9 protein-coding genes are annotated in these 16,765 nt (G+C 68.3%); 4 read left to right on the top strand and 5 right to left on the bottom strand.

All coding sequences use genetic code 11. From position 1 onward, the window contains the following. Position 1 precedes the first annotated feature (1 nt). Genes G6N35_RS10805 through G6N35_RS10790 form a run of 4 tightly spaced genes read right to left on the bottom strand, consistent with a single transcriptional unit; the run spans position 2 to position 3,865 of the window. On the bottom strand, positions 2 to 802 hold the full coding sequence (locus G6N35_RS10805; RefSeq protein WP_163804250.1) for an ABC transporter permease: 801 nt from the start codon (positions 800 to 802) through the stop codon (positions 2 to 4). Next, complete coding sequence (locus G6N35_RS10800; protein ID WP_163804249.1) at positions 802 to 1,653, bottom strand: ABC transporter permease; 852 nt, start codon at positions 1,651 to 1,653, stop codon at positions 802 to 804. Before G6N35_RS10800 ends, G6N35_RS10805 begins: the two co-directional genes overlap by 1 nt. Continuing rightward, positions 1,632 to 2,822 (bottom strand): ABC transporter substrate-binding protein, encoded by a 1,191-nt coding sequence (locus G6N35_RS10795; protein WP_163804248.1) that lies wholly within the window; start codon positions 2,820 to 2,822, stop codon positions 1,632 to 1,634. Before G6N35_RS10795 ends, G6N35_RS10800 begins: the two co-directional genes overlap by 22 nt. Positions 2,823 to 2,836: 14 nt before the next feature. After that, complete coding sequence (locus tag G6N35_RS10790; RefSeq protein WP_163804247.1) at positions 2,837 to 3,865, bottom strand: ABC transporter ATP-binding protein; 1,029 nt, start codon at positions 3,863 to 3,865, stop codon at positions 2,837 to 2,839. 151 nt (positions 3,866 to 4,016) lie between these two features. On the opposite strand from G6N35_RS10790, the gene G6N35_RS10785 reads away from it, so the two are divergent. The 4 genes from G6N35_RS10785 to G6N35_RS10770 all read left to right on the top strand — a co-directional run bounded on the left by G6N35_RS10785 (position 4,017) and on the right by G6N35_RS10770 (position 16,267). Further along, the gene (locus tag G6N35_RS10785; RefSeq protein WP_163804246.1) at positions 4,017 to 4,739 is read left to right on the top strand and encodes a DUF1906 domain-containing protein; all 723 of its coding nucleotides are present in this window, start codon (positions 4,017 to 4,019) and stop codon (positions 4,737 to 4,739) included. 539 nt (positions 4,740 to 5,278) lie between these two features. Continuing rightward, the gene (locus tag G6N35_RS10780; protein ID WP_163804245.1) at positions 5,279 to 14,497 is read left to right on the top strand and encodes a type I polyketide synthase; all 9,219 of its coding nucleotides are present in this window, start codon (positions 5,279 to 5,281) and stop codon (positions 14,495 to 14,497) included. Between the two features lie 11 nt (positions 14,498 to 14,508). Further along, positions 14,509 to 14,901 carry a holo-ACP synthase AcpS gene (gene acpS / locus G6N35_RS10775; RefSeq protein ID WP_059017865.1) on the top strand — a complete coding sequence of 131 codons (393 nt, stop codon included), beginning with the start codon at positions 14,509 to 14,511 and terminating at the stop codon, positions 14,899 to 14,901. Positions 14,902 to 14,929: 28 nt separating this feature from the next. Further along, a complete protein-coding gene (locus tag G6N35_RS10770) occupies positions 14,930 to 16,267 on the top strand; it encodes a dipeptidase (protein ID WP_163804244.1) in 1,338 nt (445 codons plus the stop codon). Positions 16,268 to 16,269: 2 nt separating this feature from the next. Here G6N35_RS10770 and bcp read toward each other — a convergent pair whose 3' ends face one another. Beyond that, complete coding sequence (gene bcp / locus G6N35_RS10765) at positions 16,270 to 16,743, bottom strand: thioredoxin-dependent thiol peroxidase (protein ID WP_163804243.1); 474 nt, start codon at positions 16,741 to 16,743, stop codon at positions 16,270 to 16,272. Positions 16,744 to 16,765: the final 22 nt, after the last annotated feature.

Here is a 16,765-nt window from a genome sequence, read left to right as displayed (position 1 = left end):
GCTATACCCGGGTGGTGGCCGGGTCGCCGCCAAAGCGTTGGGCCAGCCATACCGGGATCACCGCCAGCAGCGTCAGCGTGGCCGCGACGACGTTGATCACCGGTGCCTGATTGGGCCGGAACAGATTGCCGAAGATCCAGATCGGCAGGGTTTGCACGGTCGGGCCCGCGGTGAACGTCGTCACCACGATCTCGTCGAAGCTCAGCGCGAAAGCCAGGATCGCACCGGCCACCAGTGCGCCGCGCATCATCGGGAACGTCACGTACCGGAATGTCTGCCAGCTCGACGCGCCGAGATCGGACGACGCGTCCTCCAGTCCGGTGCCCAGCCGCCGCAGCCGTGCCTGGGTGTTGTTGAACACGATCACGATGCAGAAGGTGGCGTGGCCGATGATCACCGTCGCCAGCCCCAGGGTGACCCCCAGTGCCGAGGTGAAGGTCGCGTTGAGCGCGATACCGGTGACGATGCCCGGCAGCGTGATCGGAAGGACGACAAGGAAACTGATGGTCTGCCTGCCGAAGAAGCGGTAGCGCTGCACGGCGAAGGCGGCCATCGTTCCCAGCACCAGTGCGATCGCCGTCGCGCACGCCCCGACCACCACCGAGTTGCCCAGCGCGCGCCACATACCTTCGCTGGCCCAGGCGTCGGCCCACCACCTGAGGGTGAAGCCGGTCGGCGGGAAGGCGAAGGTCTTGGAGGCGTTGAAGGCGTTGACCACCACCAGAAGCAGTGGGGCATAGAGGAATACCAGGACCAGCCAGGTCCAGCCCCGGACCATTCGCCGCATGCCCTGTGACAGCATCAGACGTTCTCCAATGCACCGGTACGCCGCATGGCCAGCAGGTACAGCACGATCGCGATCAGCGGGATCAGCGACAGCGCGGCGGCCAGCGGCTGGTTGTTGGCCGTGACGAGTTGTCCGTAGATGATGTTGCCCAGCATCTGGGTTTTGCCACCGACGATCGTGACCGCAATGTAGTCGCCCATCGACAGCGAGAACGTGAAGATCGACCCCGCTGCGATACCCGGAAACACCAACGGCGCCACGACGGTTCGCAGTGTCGTGGTATCCGAGGCGCCCAGATCCGAGCTGGCGTCGATCAACGCGTCGGGCACCCGCTCGAAGGCGGCGAACACCGGAATCACCATATAGGGCAACCACAGATAGGCCAGCGTGAGCGTCGTGGCGATCAGGCCGTAGCCCGGGGTGTAGCCCGCCAGCCAGTGCAGCGGGCCCTCCGGCGACAGCAGCATGCGCCAGGCGTAGGCCTTGACCAGATAGCTCGCCCACAGCGGTGTGGTGACCGCGACCACCAACGCCAGCCGCACCCGAGTCGAGGCCACCTTGGCCATGTAGAGCGCCAGGGGGACGGCGAGCAGGATGCAGATCACCGTGACGGTCAGCGCGATCCCGATGGTGCGCAACGTCGCCGTGTGGAACACCGCGTCGGTGAGTACCCGCACGATGTTGTCACTGGTGTAGTTGCGCACCACCGCGCCGGTGAAGGTGTCGGTGCTCCAGAAGGCTGAAAGGAGCAGTACCGCAAGTGAACCCAGGTACGCGACGATCAGCCACGCCAGCGGCGGGACGAGCAGGAAGGCCAGTCGGACCCGCCGGCCCACCGCCTGGGTCAGCCCTTGATCTGCTGCCACTTGTCGACCCACTCGTTGTAGGCCGTGCAGTTGTCACCGCTGCCGTCCACGCACTGCTTCTGCGGGGTGGTCCAGTAGCTGATCTTCTCCGCGTAGCCCTCGTCGGTGGCGTGGTAGGTGGCGCAGAAGTTCTTGTCGCTGGTGAACTCGCAGGCCTTGGTCTGCGCGGGCGCCTCCCCGAAGTATTCGGCGACCTGGGCGTTGATCTCCGGCGAGGTGATCCAGTCCATCCACTTGTACATGCAGGTCGGGTTCTTGGCCTTCGACGACACCATCCAGGTGTCTGACCAGCCGGTGGAGCCTTCCTTGGGCAGCACGGTGGCGATCTTGACCTTGTTGTCGGATGTGAGCATGTTGGCGATCACCTGCCAGCTGGTGCCGATCACCGAGGTTCCGGACTCGAAGGCCTGCACTTCCTTGGTGTAGTCCGACCAGTACTCACCGATGTTGGCGTGCTGCTCCTTGAGCAGATCCACCGCGGCGTTGAGCTGATCCTCGGTCAGCGAGTACGGATTCTTGATGCCCAGTTCGGGTTTCGTCTTCGACAGGTACAGCGCGGCGTCGGCGATGTAGATCGGGGAGTCGTAGGCGGTGAGCTTGCCCTTGTGGTCGCCGCCCGGGAACACCGCGCCCCACGAGTCCGGGGCGTCCTTGACGACGTCGGTGTTGTACATCAGCAGGTTGGCGCCCCAGCCGTGCGGGATGCCGTACATCTGGCCGCCCACCGAGTTCCAGGGCTTGTCCTTGAGGAACGACGAGATGGTCTCGTAGTTGGGCACCAGCTTGGTGTTGACCGGTGCCACGTCACCGGCGTAGATCAGCCGCAGGGTGGCGTCGCCGGACGCGGACACGCCGTCGTACTGGCCGGTGCGCATCAGCTGCACCATCTCGTCGGAGGTGTTGCCGACCTTGACGTTGACCTTGCAGCCGGACTTCTGCTCGAACGGATGCACCCAGTCGACCTTCGGGTCGTTGGAGCCGTCCTCGGCGTACCCCGGCCAGGCGACCAGGTTGAGCTGGCCCTCGCCATTGCCGAGTGCAGCAAGCGGTTCCATCTTGGGCGGCGCGGTCGAACTACCGCCGCTGGAGTTGGTGGAGCTCGAACAGCCGGCGATCAAAGCGGCGCAGGCGGCCAGGGTGACGCCGATCCGGCGGGTGCTGGTTTTCATGACGAACTCCTTGTTCAGTGCTGATCGGATAGCGAGCGGACGGCGCTGTCGGGCCAGGCCAGGACGACCCGGGCGCCGTGATTGATGTCGGTGGAGGCCTCGGCTGAGAGCAGGGTCGCGGTCAGGCGTGCCCCCGCGGCGTCGGCGGCAACCCGGGTGATCGGACCCGCATAGACCACCTCGGCGACTTCGGCTGGGGCGCTGCGCATTCCGGCCGGAACCGCGTCATCGGGCGCCAGCAGCAGAATGCGTTCGGGTCGGATGGCGTAGGTTCCGGCCCTGCCCAGCAGCGACTCCGCGGTGTCGCCGGTGAACACATTGGAGGTGCCGACGAAGTCGGCGACGAACCGGTTGGCCGGATTCTCGTAGACCTCGCGGGCGGCACCGATCTGCTCGATGCGTCCGTTGTTGAACACCGCCAGCCGGTCGCACAGGGTCAGCGCCTCGTCCTGGTCATGGGTGACGATGACGAACGTGATGCCGACCTCGCGCTGAATGGCCTTGAGTTCCACTTGCATCTGTTCGCGCAGTTTGAGGTCGAGCGCGCCCAGCGGTTCGTCGAGTAGCAGCACCTTGGGCCGGCCGACCAGGGCACGGGCCAGTGCCACCCGCTGACGCTGGCCACCGGAGAGCTGGTGGGGCTTGCGGTCGCCGAAGCCCGACAACCGCACCATCTCCAATGCGGCGCCGGTGCGTTCGCGGCGCTGGGCCTTCTCGACGCCCTTGACCTTCAGGCCGTACTCGACGTTCTGGGCCACCGTCATGTGCGGGAACAGGGCGTAGTCCTGGAAGACGGTGTTGGTGTCGCGCTTGGCCGGCGGCAGCGTGGTGACATCGGCCCCGCCGAGGTGGACGGTGCCGGCGGTGGGCTGCTCGAATCCGGCGATCATCCGCAGCACCGTGGTCTTGCCCGATCCCGAGGGACCCAGGATGGCGAACAGCTCGCCATCGCCGACGCTCAGGTCGGCGCCCTCGACCGCCACGACATCGCCGAATACCTTCCGGACCCCACGCAACTCGATCTGTGGAGAGGCAGATGGCATGCAGGGATAGTACGGATAGCGTTGTTGCGGCGCAGCCCCATTGCTGTTTTCGCCGGTGAGGGCGCTGCTCGACCACCGATATCGCGCGTGATCCGCGACAGGCTGTCGCGGGGTGAGGTGGCCGGTCCCGTGCTGCCCTAGTGTGTCGCTCGTGTCCGTGTCCCGACGCGATGTGCTGAAGCTGGCCGCCGCAACCCCGGCCGCGCTCTCCCTGGGAGCGTGGGCGTCGGCGCGCACCGCTGCGACGGCGTCGGCCGACTCGCTCGGCGTGCTGCTGGACTACGCCGCCGGTGTTCTCAGCGCCCAGGATCTCAAGGCCTCCGGCGCTCTCGGCGCGATCCGGTATGTCTCCGACCGCAGGCCCGGTGGGGACTGGATGCTGGGCAAGCCCATCCAGCTTCCCGAGGCACGTGATCTCTACCAGGCGGGCCTGAAGATCGTCTCGAACTACCAGTACGGCAAGGCCGACACCGCCGACTGGCTCGGCGGCCAGGCGGCCGGCATCAGCCACGCCAAGCGCGGCTGGGAGCTCCACACCGCGGCCGGCGGCCCGATCGGTGCTCCGATCTACGTCTCGATCGACGACGACCCCAGCCTGGACCAGTACAAGAACCAGGTCGTGCCGTATCTGCAGGCCTGGGAGTCGGTGCTCGGGCACCAGCGGGTCGGCATCTACGCCAATTCCAAGGTGATCGACTGGGCCCTGCAGGACGGGATCGGGTCCTGGTTCTGGCAGCACAACTGGGGCTCGCCGCAGGGCTACACGCACCCGGCTGCGCATCTGCACCAGGTCGAGATCGACAAGCGCAAGGTGGCCGGCATCGGGGTCGATGTGAACGAGATCCTGAAACCAGGTTTTGGACAGTGGGACTGAAAAATTCGGCCAAACTTACCGGTCGGTAAGGATTTGCCAGCAAACATCAAAACGCCATTCTGGTGAACGCTCGTGAACTGACGGGCCGAGCAACCGCTTGGGCGACGCGCGGCACGCGCCGCGACTGATAGGAAATTCATACATAACGATTCGATAACAATCGTGCCTTGATCAGGGAAATTGACCCTACTCGACCGTAACCACCTGCTTGCAGGACGTTTGTCCCGGTTCATCGCGGCCGCCGTTGGGCCCTGTGTTACCCGCCATGCGGTTACCCGTGCGTAGAACTCGTCAGTAACCAATATCGGGGTCAAAATGGAACCAGTTCTTATGCCACTCTTAGTACAGCCGGTTTGTCCGCAGACCCCTCCCCGTGCGGGGTTGGGGGAGCACGCCGGGCACCGTGATTCGACGGGGAATCGCCACGACACACCTCCGCAGGCAGCGCAGGTTCCAGACGCCGACCGACCAAGACACCCGAAGACATACGAAACGAAGCGCGACGAACGCGACGACGAGCACCGAGGAGACAAGACAAGGTGACGATCCACGAACACGACAGGCTGTCCATGGGCGACGGATCACGACGCGGTGAGGCCATCCAGACCACCCACGCACTCGTCGACCGGCTCAACGCCGGAGAGCCCTACGCCGTCGCGTTCGGTGGTCAGGGTGCGGCGTGGCTGGAGACCCTCGAAGAACTGGTGACCTCGGCAGGCATCGAATCCGAGCTGGCCACCCTGGCCGGTGAGGCTGAGCTGCTGCTGGAGCCGGTCGCCAAGGAATTGGTGGTTGTCCGTCCGATCGGTTTCGAGCCGCTGCGCTGGGTGCGCGCGCTGGCCGCGCAGGAGACGATCCCGTCGGCCAAGCAGCTCACGTCGGCCGCGGTGTCCGTGCCGGGCGTGCTGCTGACCCAGATCGCCGCCGTGCGCGCGCTGGCTCGCCAGGGACTGGACCTGACCGCCACCCCGCCGGTGGCCGTCGCCGGTCACTCGCAGGGTGTGCTGGCCGTCGAAGCGCTCAAGGCCGCTGGCGCCAAGGACGTCCAACTGCTGGCTCTTGCCCAGCTGATCGGCGCCGCGGGCACCCTGGTGGCCCGTCGCCGCGGCATTTCCATCCTCGGTGACCGCCCGCCGATGGTGTCGGTGACCAACGCCGACCCCGAACGCATCTACGAGCTCCTCGAGGAGTTTGCTCAGGATGTCCGCACCGTGCTGCCTCCGGTGCTGTCGATCCGCAACGGACGGCGCTCCGTCGTCATCACCGGAACCCCCGAACAGCTCTCCCGGTTCGAGCTGTACTGCGAGCAGATCGCCGAGAATGAGGCCGCCGAGCGCAAGAACAAGCTGCGCGGTGGCGCCGTGTTCGCCCCGGTGTTCGATCCGGTCCAGGTCGAGGTCGGCTTCCACACCCCGCGGCTGGCTGACGGTATCGACATCGTGGGCCGCTGGGCCCAGGCCGTGGGCCTGGACGTCGACCTGGCCCGCGCCATGACCGACGCGATCCTGGTTCAGCAGGTGGACTGGGTCGACGAGGTCAGCGCGTTGAACGACGCCGGTGCCCGCTGGATTCTGGACCTGGGTCCCGGCGACATCCTCACCCGGCTCACCGCCCCGGTCATCCGTGGCCTGGGCATCGGGATCGTGCCGGCCGCCACCCGCGGCGGGCAGCGCAACCTGTTCACCGTCGGCGCCGTGCCCGAGGTGGCCCGGCCCTGGTCGAGCTACGCACCCTCGGTGGTCACCCTGCCCGACGGCTCGGTGAAGCTGTCCACCAAGTTCACCCGGCTGACCGGGCGCTCGCCGATCCTGCTGGCGGGCATGACCCCGACCACCGTGGACGCCAAGATCGTGGCCGCGGCCACCAACGGCGGGCACTGGGCCGAACTGGCCGGCGGCGGCCAGGTGACCGAGGCGATCTTCGATCGCCGCATCGCCGAGCTGGAGACGCTGCTCGAGCCGGGCCGTGCCATCCAGTTCAACTCGCTGTTCCTGGATCCCTACCTGTGGAAGCTGCAGCTCGGCGGCAAGCGCCTGGTGCAGAAGGCCCGCCAGTCCGGCGCGCCGATCGACGGTGTGGTGGTCAGCGCCGGCATCCCCGAACTCGAAGAGGCCGTCGACCTGATCGACGAACTGAACTCGGTGGGCATCGCCCACGTCTGCTTCAAGCCCGGCACCGTCGAGCAGATCCGCTCGGTGATCCGGATCGCCGCCGAGGTTCCCACCAAGCCGGTCATCGTCCACATCGAGGGCGGTCGCGCCGGTGGCCACCACTCCTGGGAGGACCTCGACGATCTGCTGCTGAGCACCTACTCGGAGCTGCGCGGCCGCTCGAACATCACCGTCTGCGTCGGCGGTGGCATCGGTACCCCGGAGCGTGCCGCCGAGTACCTGTCGGGACGGTGGTCGGAGGCCTACGGCTACCCGCTGATGCCGGTCGACGGCATCCTGGTCGGCACCGCGGCCATGGCCTGCCTGGAGGCCACCACCTCCCCGGCGGTCAAGCAGCTGCTGGTCGACACCGTCGGCACCGACACCTGGGTCGGCGCCGGAAAAGCCATGAACGGCATGGCATCCGGGCGTAGCCAGCTGGGTGCTGACATTCACGAGATCGACAACGCCGCCTCGCGCTGCGGCCGTCTGCTCGACGATGTGGCCGGTGACGCCGACGCCGTCGCCGAGCGCCGTGACGAGATCATCGCCGCGATGGCGCTGACGGCCAAGCCGTACTTCGGCGACGTCGCCGACATGACCTACCTGCAGTGGCTGGCGCGCTACGTCGAGCTGGCGATCGGTGAGGGCAACTCGACCGCCGACACCAAGACCGACGACTCGCCGTGGCTGGACATCACCTGGCGTGATCGCTTCGCCGACATGCTGCAGCGCGCCGAGGCGCGACTGAATGCCGTTGACAACGGCCCGATTCCGACGCTGTTCGCCGATGAGGCGCTGCTGGAGAACCCGGATGCCGCCATCGCGGCGCTGCTGGCGGCCTACCCGGACGCCGAGACGGTGCTGCTGCACCCGGCCGACGTCCCGTTCTTCGTCCAGCTGTGCAAGGTCCCGGGCAAGCCGGTCAACTTCGTCCCGGTCATCGACAAGGACGTTCGCCGCTGGTGGCGCAGTGACTCGCTGTGGCAGGCCCACGATGCGCGCTACACCGCGGATCAGGTCTGCATCATCCCCGGCACCGAGGCCGTCGCCGGTATCACCCGGGTCGACGAGCCGGTCGCCGAACTGCTCGACCGCTTCGAGAAGGCGGCCGTGGACGAGGCACTGGCCGCCGGCGCCCGCCCTGAGCCGGTGGCCTCGCGCCTGCAGGTCCGTAGCGACGCCGCCGGCCCGCTGGCCATCGTGCTGGATTCGCCCGACGTGCTGTGGGCGGGGCGCACCGCTACCAACCCGGTGCACCGCATCGCCGCGCCGTCCAAGTGGCAGGTGCACGACAACCGTTCCGCGACAAACCATTCCACCGGTGCACGGCTCGAGGTCACCGGTGCGGACCGGGTGGTGCTCAGCGTGCCGCTGTCGGGCACCTGGATCGACATCGCCTTCACGCTGCCGGCCACCGTGGTCGACGGCGGAGCGCCGGTGGTGCGCACCGAGGACGCCGCCGCCGCGATGCGCGCCGTGCTGGCTATCGCGGCCGGGGTCGACGGCCCCGATGCGCTGCCGCCGGTGACCGGTGGCTCGAGCACCGTCACCGTCGAGTGGGATCCCGAACGCGTCGCCGACCACACCGGCGTCACCGCCACGTTCGGATCATCGCTGGCGCCGACACTGTCGATCGTTCCCGATGCGCTGGTCGGCCGCTGCTGGCCCGCGGTGTTCGCCGCGATCGGTGGGGCGGCCACCGGCACCGGATTCCCGGTCGTGGAGGGTCTGCTGAGCCTGGTGCACCTGGACCACGCGGCTCGGCTGCTCAAGCCGCTGCCCAAGGACAAGACCCAATTGACGGTCACCGCAACGGCTTCGGTGGCCACCGACACCGAGGTCGGCCGCGTTGTGCCGGTCACCGTCAACGTCACCGATGCCAACGGCATCATCCTGGCCGTGCTCGAGGAGCGCTTCGCGATCCGTGGGCGCACCGGTGCCGCCGAGTTGACCGACCCGGTGCGGGCCGGGGGAGCGGTCTCGGAGAACGCCACCGACACCCCGCGTCGCCGTCGTCGTGACGTCGTCATCGGCGCGCCGGTCGACATGCGGCCCTTCGCCGTGGTCTCCGGTGACCACAACCCGATTCATACCGATCAGGCCGCCGCGCTGCTGGCCGGCCTGGAATCGCCGATCGTGCACGGCATGTGGCTGTCGGCCGCAGCCCAGCACGTCGTCACCGCCACCGACGGCAAGCCCGTCCCGCCGGCCAAGCTGATCGGTTGGACCGCCCGCTTCCTGGGCATGGTCAAGCCCGGCGATGACATCGACTTCCGGGTCGACCGCGTCGGAATCGATTTGGGCGCAGAGGTTCTCGAGGTCACCGCCAAGGTCGGCACCGACCTGGTGATGAGTGCCACGGCCCGGCTGGCCGCACCGAAGACGGTGTACGCGTTCCCCGGCCAGGGCATCCAGTACAAGGGCATGGGCATGGAGGTCCGCGCCCGCTCCAAGGCGGCCCGCAAGGTGTGGGACAACGCCGACAAGTTCACCCGCGAGACGCTGGGCTTCTCGGTGCTGCACGTGGTCCGGGACAACCCGACCAGCCTGATCGCCTCCGGTGTGCACTACCAGCACCCCGAAGGTGTGCTGTACCTGACGCAGTTCACCCAGGTGGCCATGGCCACCGTCGCGGCCGCCCAGGTCGCCGAGATGCGCGAGCAGGGTGCCTTTGTCGAAGGGGCGATCGCCTGCGGTCACTCCGTCGGTGAGTACACCGCCCTGGCGTGCGTGTCGGGGGTCTACCCGCTGGAAGCGCTGCTGGAGGTGGTGTTCCACCGCGGCAGCAAGATGCACGACATCGTCCCGCGTGACGAGATGGGCCGCTCGGACTACCGGCTGGCCGCCATCCGGCCCTCGCAGATCGACCTCGACGATGCCGACGTGCCCGCCTTTGTGGCCGGGATCGCCGAGAGCACCAACGAATTCCTGCAGATCGTCAACTACAACCTGCGTGGTTCGCAGTACGCGATCGCCGGCACGGTGCGCGGTCTTGAGGCGCTGGAGGCCGAGGTCGAGCGGCGCCGCGAGATCAGTGGCGGAAAGCGCTCGTTCATCCTGGTGCCCGGTATCGACGTGCCTTTCCACTCCAGCGTGCTGCGGGTGGGTGTGGACGACTTCCGGCGCTCGCTGGAGCGCGTCATGCCGCAGGACGCCGATCCGGCCCTACTGGTCGGGCGCTACATCCCTAACCTGGTGCCGCGGCCGTTCACCCTGGACCGCGACTTCGTCCAGGAGATCCGCGATCTGGTACCCGCCGAGCCGCTCGACGAGGTGCTCGCCGACTACGACACCTGGCGTAGCGAGAAGCCGCGCGAACTGTGCCGCAAGATCGTCATCGAGCTGCTGGCCTGGCAGTTCGCCAGCCCGGTGCGCTGGATCGAGACCCAGGACCTGCTCTTCATCGAGGAGGCCGCCGGCGGTCTGGGCGTGGAGCGCTTCGTCGAGGTCGGCGTCAAGTCGGCCCCGACCGTGGCAGGTCTGGCGAGCAACACCCTGAAGTTGCCCGAATATGCCCACAGCACAGTCGAAGTGCTCAACACCGAGCGTGACGCCCAGGTGCTGTTCGCCACCGACACCGACCCCGAGCCGGAGGAGGAGCCGGCGGCCGCGGCCGAGCCCGCTGCTGCCGAACCCGCCGCTGCCGCACCGGCGGCCGCGCCGGCGCCGGCTGCCGCACCGGCCGGCGCTCCGCGACCGGACGACATCACCTTCGATGCCGGTGACGCCACCCTGGCCCTGATCGCGCTGAGTGCCAAGATGCGCATCGATCAGATCGAGCCGCTGGACTCGATCGAGTCGATCACCGACGGCGCGTCCTCGCGACGCAACCAGCTGCTGGTCGACCTCGGCTCCGAGCTCAACCTGGGCGCGATCGACGGTGCCGCCGAGGCGGACCTGAACTCGCTGAAGGGCCAGGTGTCCAAGCTGGCCCGCACCTACAAGCCGTTCGGCCCGGTGCTGTCCGACGCGATCAACGATCAGCTGCGTACCGTGCTCGGCCCGTCGGGCAAGCGGCCGGCGGCCATCGCCGAACGGGTCAAGAAGACCTGGGAGCTCGGCGACGGCTGGGCCAAGCACGTCACCGCGGAATTGGCGCTGGGCACCCGTGAGGGCAGCAGCGTGCGGGGCGGCTCGCTCGGCGGTCTGCACGAGGGGGCACTCGCCGACGCGGCAGCCGTGGACAAGGCCATCGATGCCGCGGTCACCGCGGTGGCGGGCCGCAAGGGCATCGCCGTCTCGCTGCCGTCGGCCGGTGGTGCCGCCGGTGGCGTGGTGGACTCGGCTGCGCTCGGCGAGTTCGCCGAGAAGGTCACCGGCCGTGACGGTGTGCTGGCCTCGGCCGCCCGCTTGGTCCTGGGCCAGCTCGGTCTGGACGCCCCGGTCTCGGTGCCGGCTGCGGCCACCGACGCCGAACTGATCGACCTGGTGACCACCGAACTCGGTTCGGACTGGCCGCGGCTGGTCGCGCCGTCGTTCGACGGCAAGAAGGCGGTGCTGCTCGACGACCGTTGGGCCAGCGCCCGTGAGGATCTGGTCAAGCTGTGGCTGGCCGACGAAGGTGACATCGACGCGGACTGGACGCGTCTGTCGGAGCGGTTCGAGGGTGCCGGTCATGTGGTGGCCACTCAGGCCAGCTGGTGGCAGGGCAAGGCGCTGTCGGCCGGCCGCACCATCCACGCGTCGTTGTTCGGCCGTATCGCTGCGGGCGCGGAAAACCCGGACAAGGGCCGCTACGCCGACGAGATCGCCGTGGTGACCGGTGCGTCGAAGGGCTCGATCGCCGCATCGGTGATCGCGCAGCTGCTCGACGGCGGAGCCACCGTGGTCGCCACCACCTCGAAGCTGGACGACGGCCGGCTGGACTTCTACAAGAAGCTCTACCGTGACAACGCCCGCTACGGTGCCGCGCTGTGGATCGTCCCGGCCAACATGGCGTCCTACGCCGATATCGACGCGCTGGTGTCGTGGGTCGGCAGTGAGCAGTCCGAAAGCCTTGGGCCGCAATCGATTCACCTCAAGGATGCGCAGACCCCGACGCTGCTGTTCCCGTTTGCCGCACCCCGGGTGGCCGGGGACATGTCGGAGGCCGGATCGCGCTCCGAGATGGAGATGAAGGTGCTGCTGTGGGCCGTCGAGCGGCTCATCGGCGGACTGTCGGCCATCGGCGCCGAGCGGGATATCGCGTCGCGTCTGCACGTGGTGCTGCCCGGTTCGCCCAACCGCGGCATGTTCGGCGGTGACGGCGCCTACGGCGAGTCCAAGGCCGCGCTGGACGCGGTGGTCAACCGCTGGAACGCCGAATCGTCCTGGGCCCAGCGCGTCAGCTTCGCCCACGCGCTGATCGGCTGGACCAAGGGCACCGGTCTCATGGGCCACAACGACGCCATCGTCGACGCGGTCGAAGAGGCCGGGGTGACCACCTACACCACCGCGGAGATGGCAGCCATGCTGCTGGACCTGTGCTCGGTGGACGCCAAGGTCGCCGCGGCCAACGCGCCGCTGAAGGTGGACCTGACCGGTGGCCTGGGTGATGTCCAGCTCGACATGGCCGAGCTGGCCGCCAAGGCCCGCGAGGAGATGACGGCCGAAGCCGCCGCGGATGACGACGAACCTGCGCCGGGCACCATCGCCGCGCTGCCGTCGCCGCCGCGCGGACTGACCGCGACCACCCCGCCGGAGTGGGCTGATATCGACGTCGACCCGGCCGATCTGGTGGTCATCGTCGGCGGTGCCGAGCTCGGCCCGTACGGCTCGTCGCGCACCCGCTTCGAGATGGAGGTCGACCATGAACTGTCGGCCGCCGGTGTCCTCGAATTGGCCTGGACCACCGGTCTGATCAAGTGGGAGGACGACCCGAAGCCGGGTTGGTACGACACCGCCTCCGGTGATCTGGTCGACGAGGCCGAGCTGGTCGAGCGCTACCACGACGCGGTCGTGGAACGCTGCGGCATCCGCGAATTCGTCGATGACGGTGCCATCGGCGCGGATCATTCCCCGCCGCTGCTGGTCAGTGTCTTCCTGGACAAGGACTTCAGCTTCGTGGTGGCCAACGAGGCCGAGGCGCGCGCGTTCGAGCAGGCCGATCCCGAGCACACCGTGGTGCTCCCGGTGCCGGATTCCGGTGACTGGCAGGTGATCCGCAAGGCGGGCACCGAGATTCGGGTACCGCGCAAGGCCAAGCTGTCGCGCACCGTGGGTGGTCAGATCCCCACCGGGTTCGACCCGACGGTATGGGGCATCAGCCCGGACATGGTCAGCTCGGCCGATCGGGTCGCGCTGTGGAACATCGTGGCCACCGTCGACGCGTTCCTGTCCTCGGGCTTCACCCCGACCGAACTGATGCGCTGGGTGCACCCCAGCCTGGTGGCCAGCACGCAGGGCACCGGCATCGGCGGCCTGACCAGCATGCAGACCATGTTCCACGGCAACCTGCTGGGCACCGCCAAGCCGAACGACATCCTGCAGGAAGTTCTGCCGAATGTTGTTGCAGCCCATGTGATGCAGTCCTACGTGGGCGGCTACGGCGCGATGGTCCACCCGGTGGGCGCCTGCGCCACCGCGGCGGTGTCGGTCGAAGAGGGTGTCGACAAGATCCGGCTCGGCAAGGCCGAACTGGTGGTCGCCGGCGGCTTCGACGACATGACCTCGGATGCCATCACCGGCTTCGGCGACATGTCGGCCACCGCGGACACGGAGATGATGCGCGCCAAGGGCATCAGCGATTCGAAGATCTCCCGCGCCAACGACCGTCGCCGCCTGGGCTTCCTGGAGGCCCAGGGCGGTGGCACCATCCTGCTGGCCCGTGGTGACCTGGCACTGAAGATGGGTCTGCCGGTGCTGGCCGTGGTCGGGTATGCGCAGAGCTTCGGCGACGGCGTGCACACCTCCATCCCGGCTCCTGGCCTGGGTGCGCTGGGTGCCGGTCGTGGGGGCAAGGACTCGGTGCTGGCCCGCTCGCTGGCCAAGCTCGGGGTCGGCGCCGATGACATCGCGGTGATCTCCAAGCACGACACCTCGACGCTGGCCAACGATCCCAACGAGACCGAGCTGCACGAGCGGCTGGCGGACTCGATGGGCCGTGCGCCGGGTGCGCCGTTGTTCATCGTGTCGCAGAAGTCGCTGACGGGTCACGCCAAGGGTGGCGCCGCGGTCTTCCAGATGATGGGTCTGTGCCAGGTGCTGCGCGAGGGCGTGATCCCGCCGAACCGCAGCCTGGACTGCGTCGACGACGAGCTGGCCACCTCGGGTCACTTCGTGTGGGCCCGGGAAACCCTGCGACTGGGCGACAAGTTCCCGCTGAAGGCGGGTCTGGTCACCAGCCTGGGCTTCGGTCACGTGTCGGGTCTGATCGCCCTGGTGCATCCGCAGGCGTTCCTGGCCTCGCTGACTGCCGAGCAGCGCGCGGACTACACCGCGCGGGCTCAGCAGCGGGTGCTGGCCGGACAGCGCCGACTGGCCTCGGCCATCGCCGGTGGGCGGCCGCTCTACGAGAAGCCTGCTGATCGCCGGTTCGACCACGATCTGCCGGAGAAGCGCCAGGAGGCGGCGATGCTGCTCGACCCGGCGTCACGCCTCGGCGATGACGATATTTACGTGCGGTAGGGTCTGTCGGCGTGGCGATCGTGGGTGTGGGTATCGATGTGGTGTCCATCCCGGATTTCGCCGAGCAGGTCGACCAACCGGGAACGGTGTTCGCCGAGACGTTCACCCCTGGTGAGCGCCGCGACGCGGCCGACAAGAGTTCGGTCGCGGCGCGGCACCTCGCCGCCCGGTGGGCCGCCAAGGAAGCGGTGATCAAGGCCTGGTCGGGGTCCCGGTTCGCGCAGCGGCCGGTGCTCCCGGAGGGCATCCACCGCGATATCGAGGTCATCACCGACATGTGGGGCCGGCCCAAGGTCCGGCTCACCGGGGCGATCGCCGAGCACCTGGCCGAGGTCACCATTCACGTGTCGCTGACGCATGAGGGGGACACCGCCGCCGCGGTGGCCATTCTGGAGACGCTCTAACCCGTCGACCCCTCGGTAGGGTTGGCCCATGAGCGATCTCGTCGAACGTGTGCAGGCCGTATTGCCCTCGGTCCGGGCCGATCTCGAGGACCTGGTGCGCATCCAGTCGGTGTGGGCCGACCCGGACCGCCGCGACGAGGTGCACCGCAGCGCCCAGGCGGTGGCCGACCTGCTGACCGAGGCCGGGTTCGCCACCGTCGAGATCGTCAGCGAGGGTGGGGCACCCGCGGTGATCGCCCGCCACCCGGCGCCGCCCGGCGCCGCCACCGTTCTGCTCTACGCCCACCACGATGTGCAGCCCGAAGGCGAAGCAGCCCAATGGCATTCGCCACCGTTCGAGCCGACGGAGCGCGACGGCCGACTTTACGGCCGCGGTAGCGCCGACGACAAGGCCGGGATCGCCACGCATCTGGCGGCGTTCCGCGCTCACGGCGGTACCCCGCCGGTCGGTGTCACGGTGTTCGTCGAGGGTGAGGAGGAGTCCGGCTCGCCGTCGCTGGGCCGGCTGCTGGCTGCGCACAAGGACAAGCTGGCCGCCGACGTCATCGTGATCGCCGACTCGGACAACTGGACCACCGAGATCCCGGCGTTGACCGTGTCGTTGCGCGGCCTGGCCGACTGTGTGGTGGAGGTGGCCACCCTGGATCATGGCCTGCACTCCGGACTATGGGGCGGGGTGGTGCCCGACGCGCTCACGGTCCTGGTCCGGCTGCTGGCCAGCCTGCACGACGACGACGGCAACGTCGCGGTGGCCGGCCTGTACGAGGGTGCCGCCGCCGACGTCGACCGCGGTGCGCAGTGGGTGCGTGAGGAATCCGGGTTGCTCGACGGTGTCAGTGAAATCGGTTCGGGTCCGGTGGCGCAACGGATGTGGGCCAAGCCCGCGATCACGGTCATCGGTATCGACACCACGCCGATCGCCAAGGCGTCCAACACGCTGATCCCGCGGGCCAGTGCGAAGGTCAGCCTGCGGGTGGCCCCCGGTGGGGACGCCGTCGCCCACCTGGACGCGCTGCGCCGTCATCTCGAGGATCATGCGCCGTGGGGTGCGCACGTCACCGTGACTCCCGGCGACGTCGGACAGCCGTACGCCATCGACGCCAGCGGCCCGGTCTACGACGCCGCGCGGGCCGCCTTCCGTCAAGCCTGGGGCACCGACGTCATCGACATGGGGATGGGCGGGTCGATCCCGTTCATCGCCGAGTTCGCCGCGGCGTTTCCCGACGCCACCATCCTGGTGACCGGCGTCGAAGATCCGGGCACGCAGGCCCACAGCATCAACGAGAGCCTGCATCTGGGCGTTCTGGAGCGTGCCGCCACCACGGAGGCCCTGCTTCTGGAGAAGCTCGGCGAACTGCCCGCCTAGCCCTAGACCGCGATATCGCGGCGCAGCTTGGCGACGTGACCGGTGGCCTTGACGTTGTACTGGGCCACCTCGATCTTGCCCTTCTCGTCGACCACAAACGTCGAGCGGATCACGCCCTGCACGGTCTTGCCGTACATCTTCTTCTCGCCGTAGGCGCCCCACGCGGTGAGCACCGTCTTGTCGGGGTCGCTCAGCAGCGGGAAGGTCAGCTCGTCGCGGTCGCGGAACTTGGCGAGCTTCTCGGGCTTGTCGGGGGAGATGCCCACGACGTCGATGCCGGCGCCGTTGAGCTCGGCGAGGCTGTCGCGGAAGTCGCAGGCCTGTTTGGTGCAGCCCGGCGTCATCGCGGCGGGGTAGAAGTACACGATCACCTTGCGGCCTTTGAAGTCGGAGAGCTTCACGGTCTTGCCGTCGGCGTCGAGCAAGCTGAACGCCGGCGCTGTGTCGCCAACCTCGAGGCGTGCTGTGTCGGTCACTTCGCGTCCTTTCTCCAAACCC

This window comes from Mycolicibacterium anyangense, from assembly GCF_010731855.1.
Classification (GTDB): Bacteria; Actinomycetota; Actinomycetes; order Mycobacteriales; family Mycobacteriaceae; genus Mycobacterium; species Mycobacterium anyangense.
This window is presented reverse-complemented; position numbering and strand designations above follow the sequence as displayed.

Coding starts and splice junctions, on each gene's coding strand:
- G6N35_RS10770 (WP_163804244.1), top strand. CDS start 14,930: ATGAGCGATCTCGTCGAACGTGTGCAGGCCGTATTGCCCTCGGTCCGG.
- G6N35_RS10795 (WP_163804248.1), bottom strand. CDS start 2,822: ATGAAAACCAGCACCCGCCGGATCGGCGTCACCCTGGCCGCCTGCGCC.
- G6N35_RS10790 (WP_163804247.1), bottom strand. CDS start 3,865: ATGCCATCTGCCTCTCCACAGATCGAGTTGCGTGGGGTCCGGAAGGTA.
- G6N35_RS10805 (WP_163804250.1), bottom strand. CDS start 802: ATGCTGTCACAGGGCATGCGGCGAATGGTCCGGGGCTGGACCTGGCTG.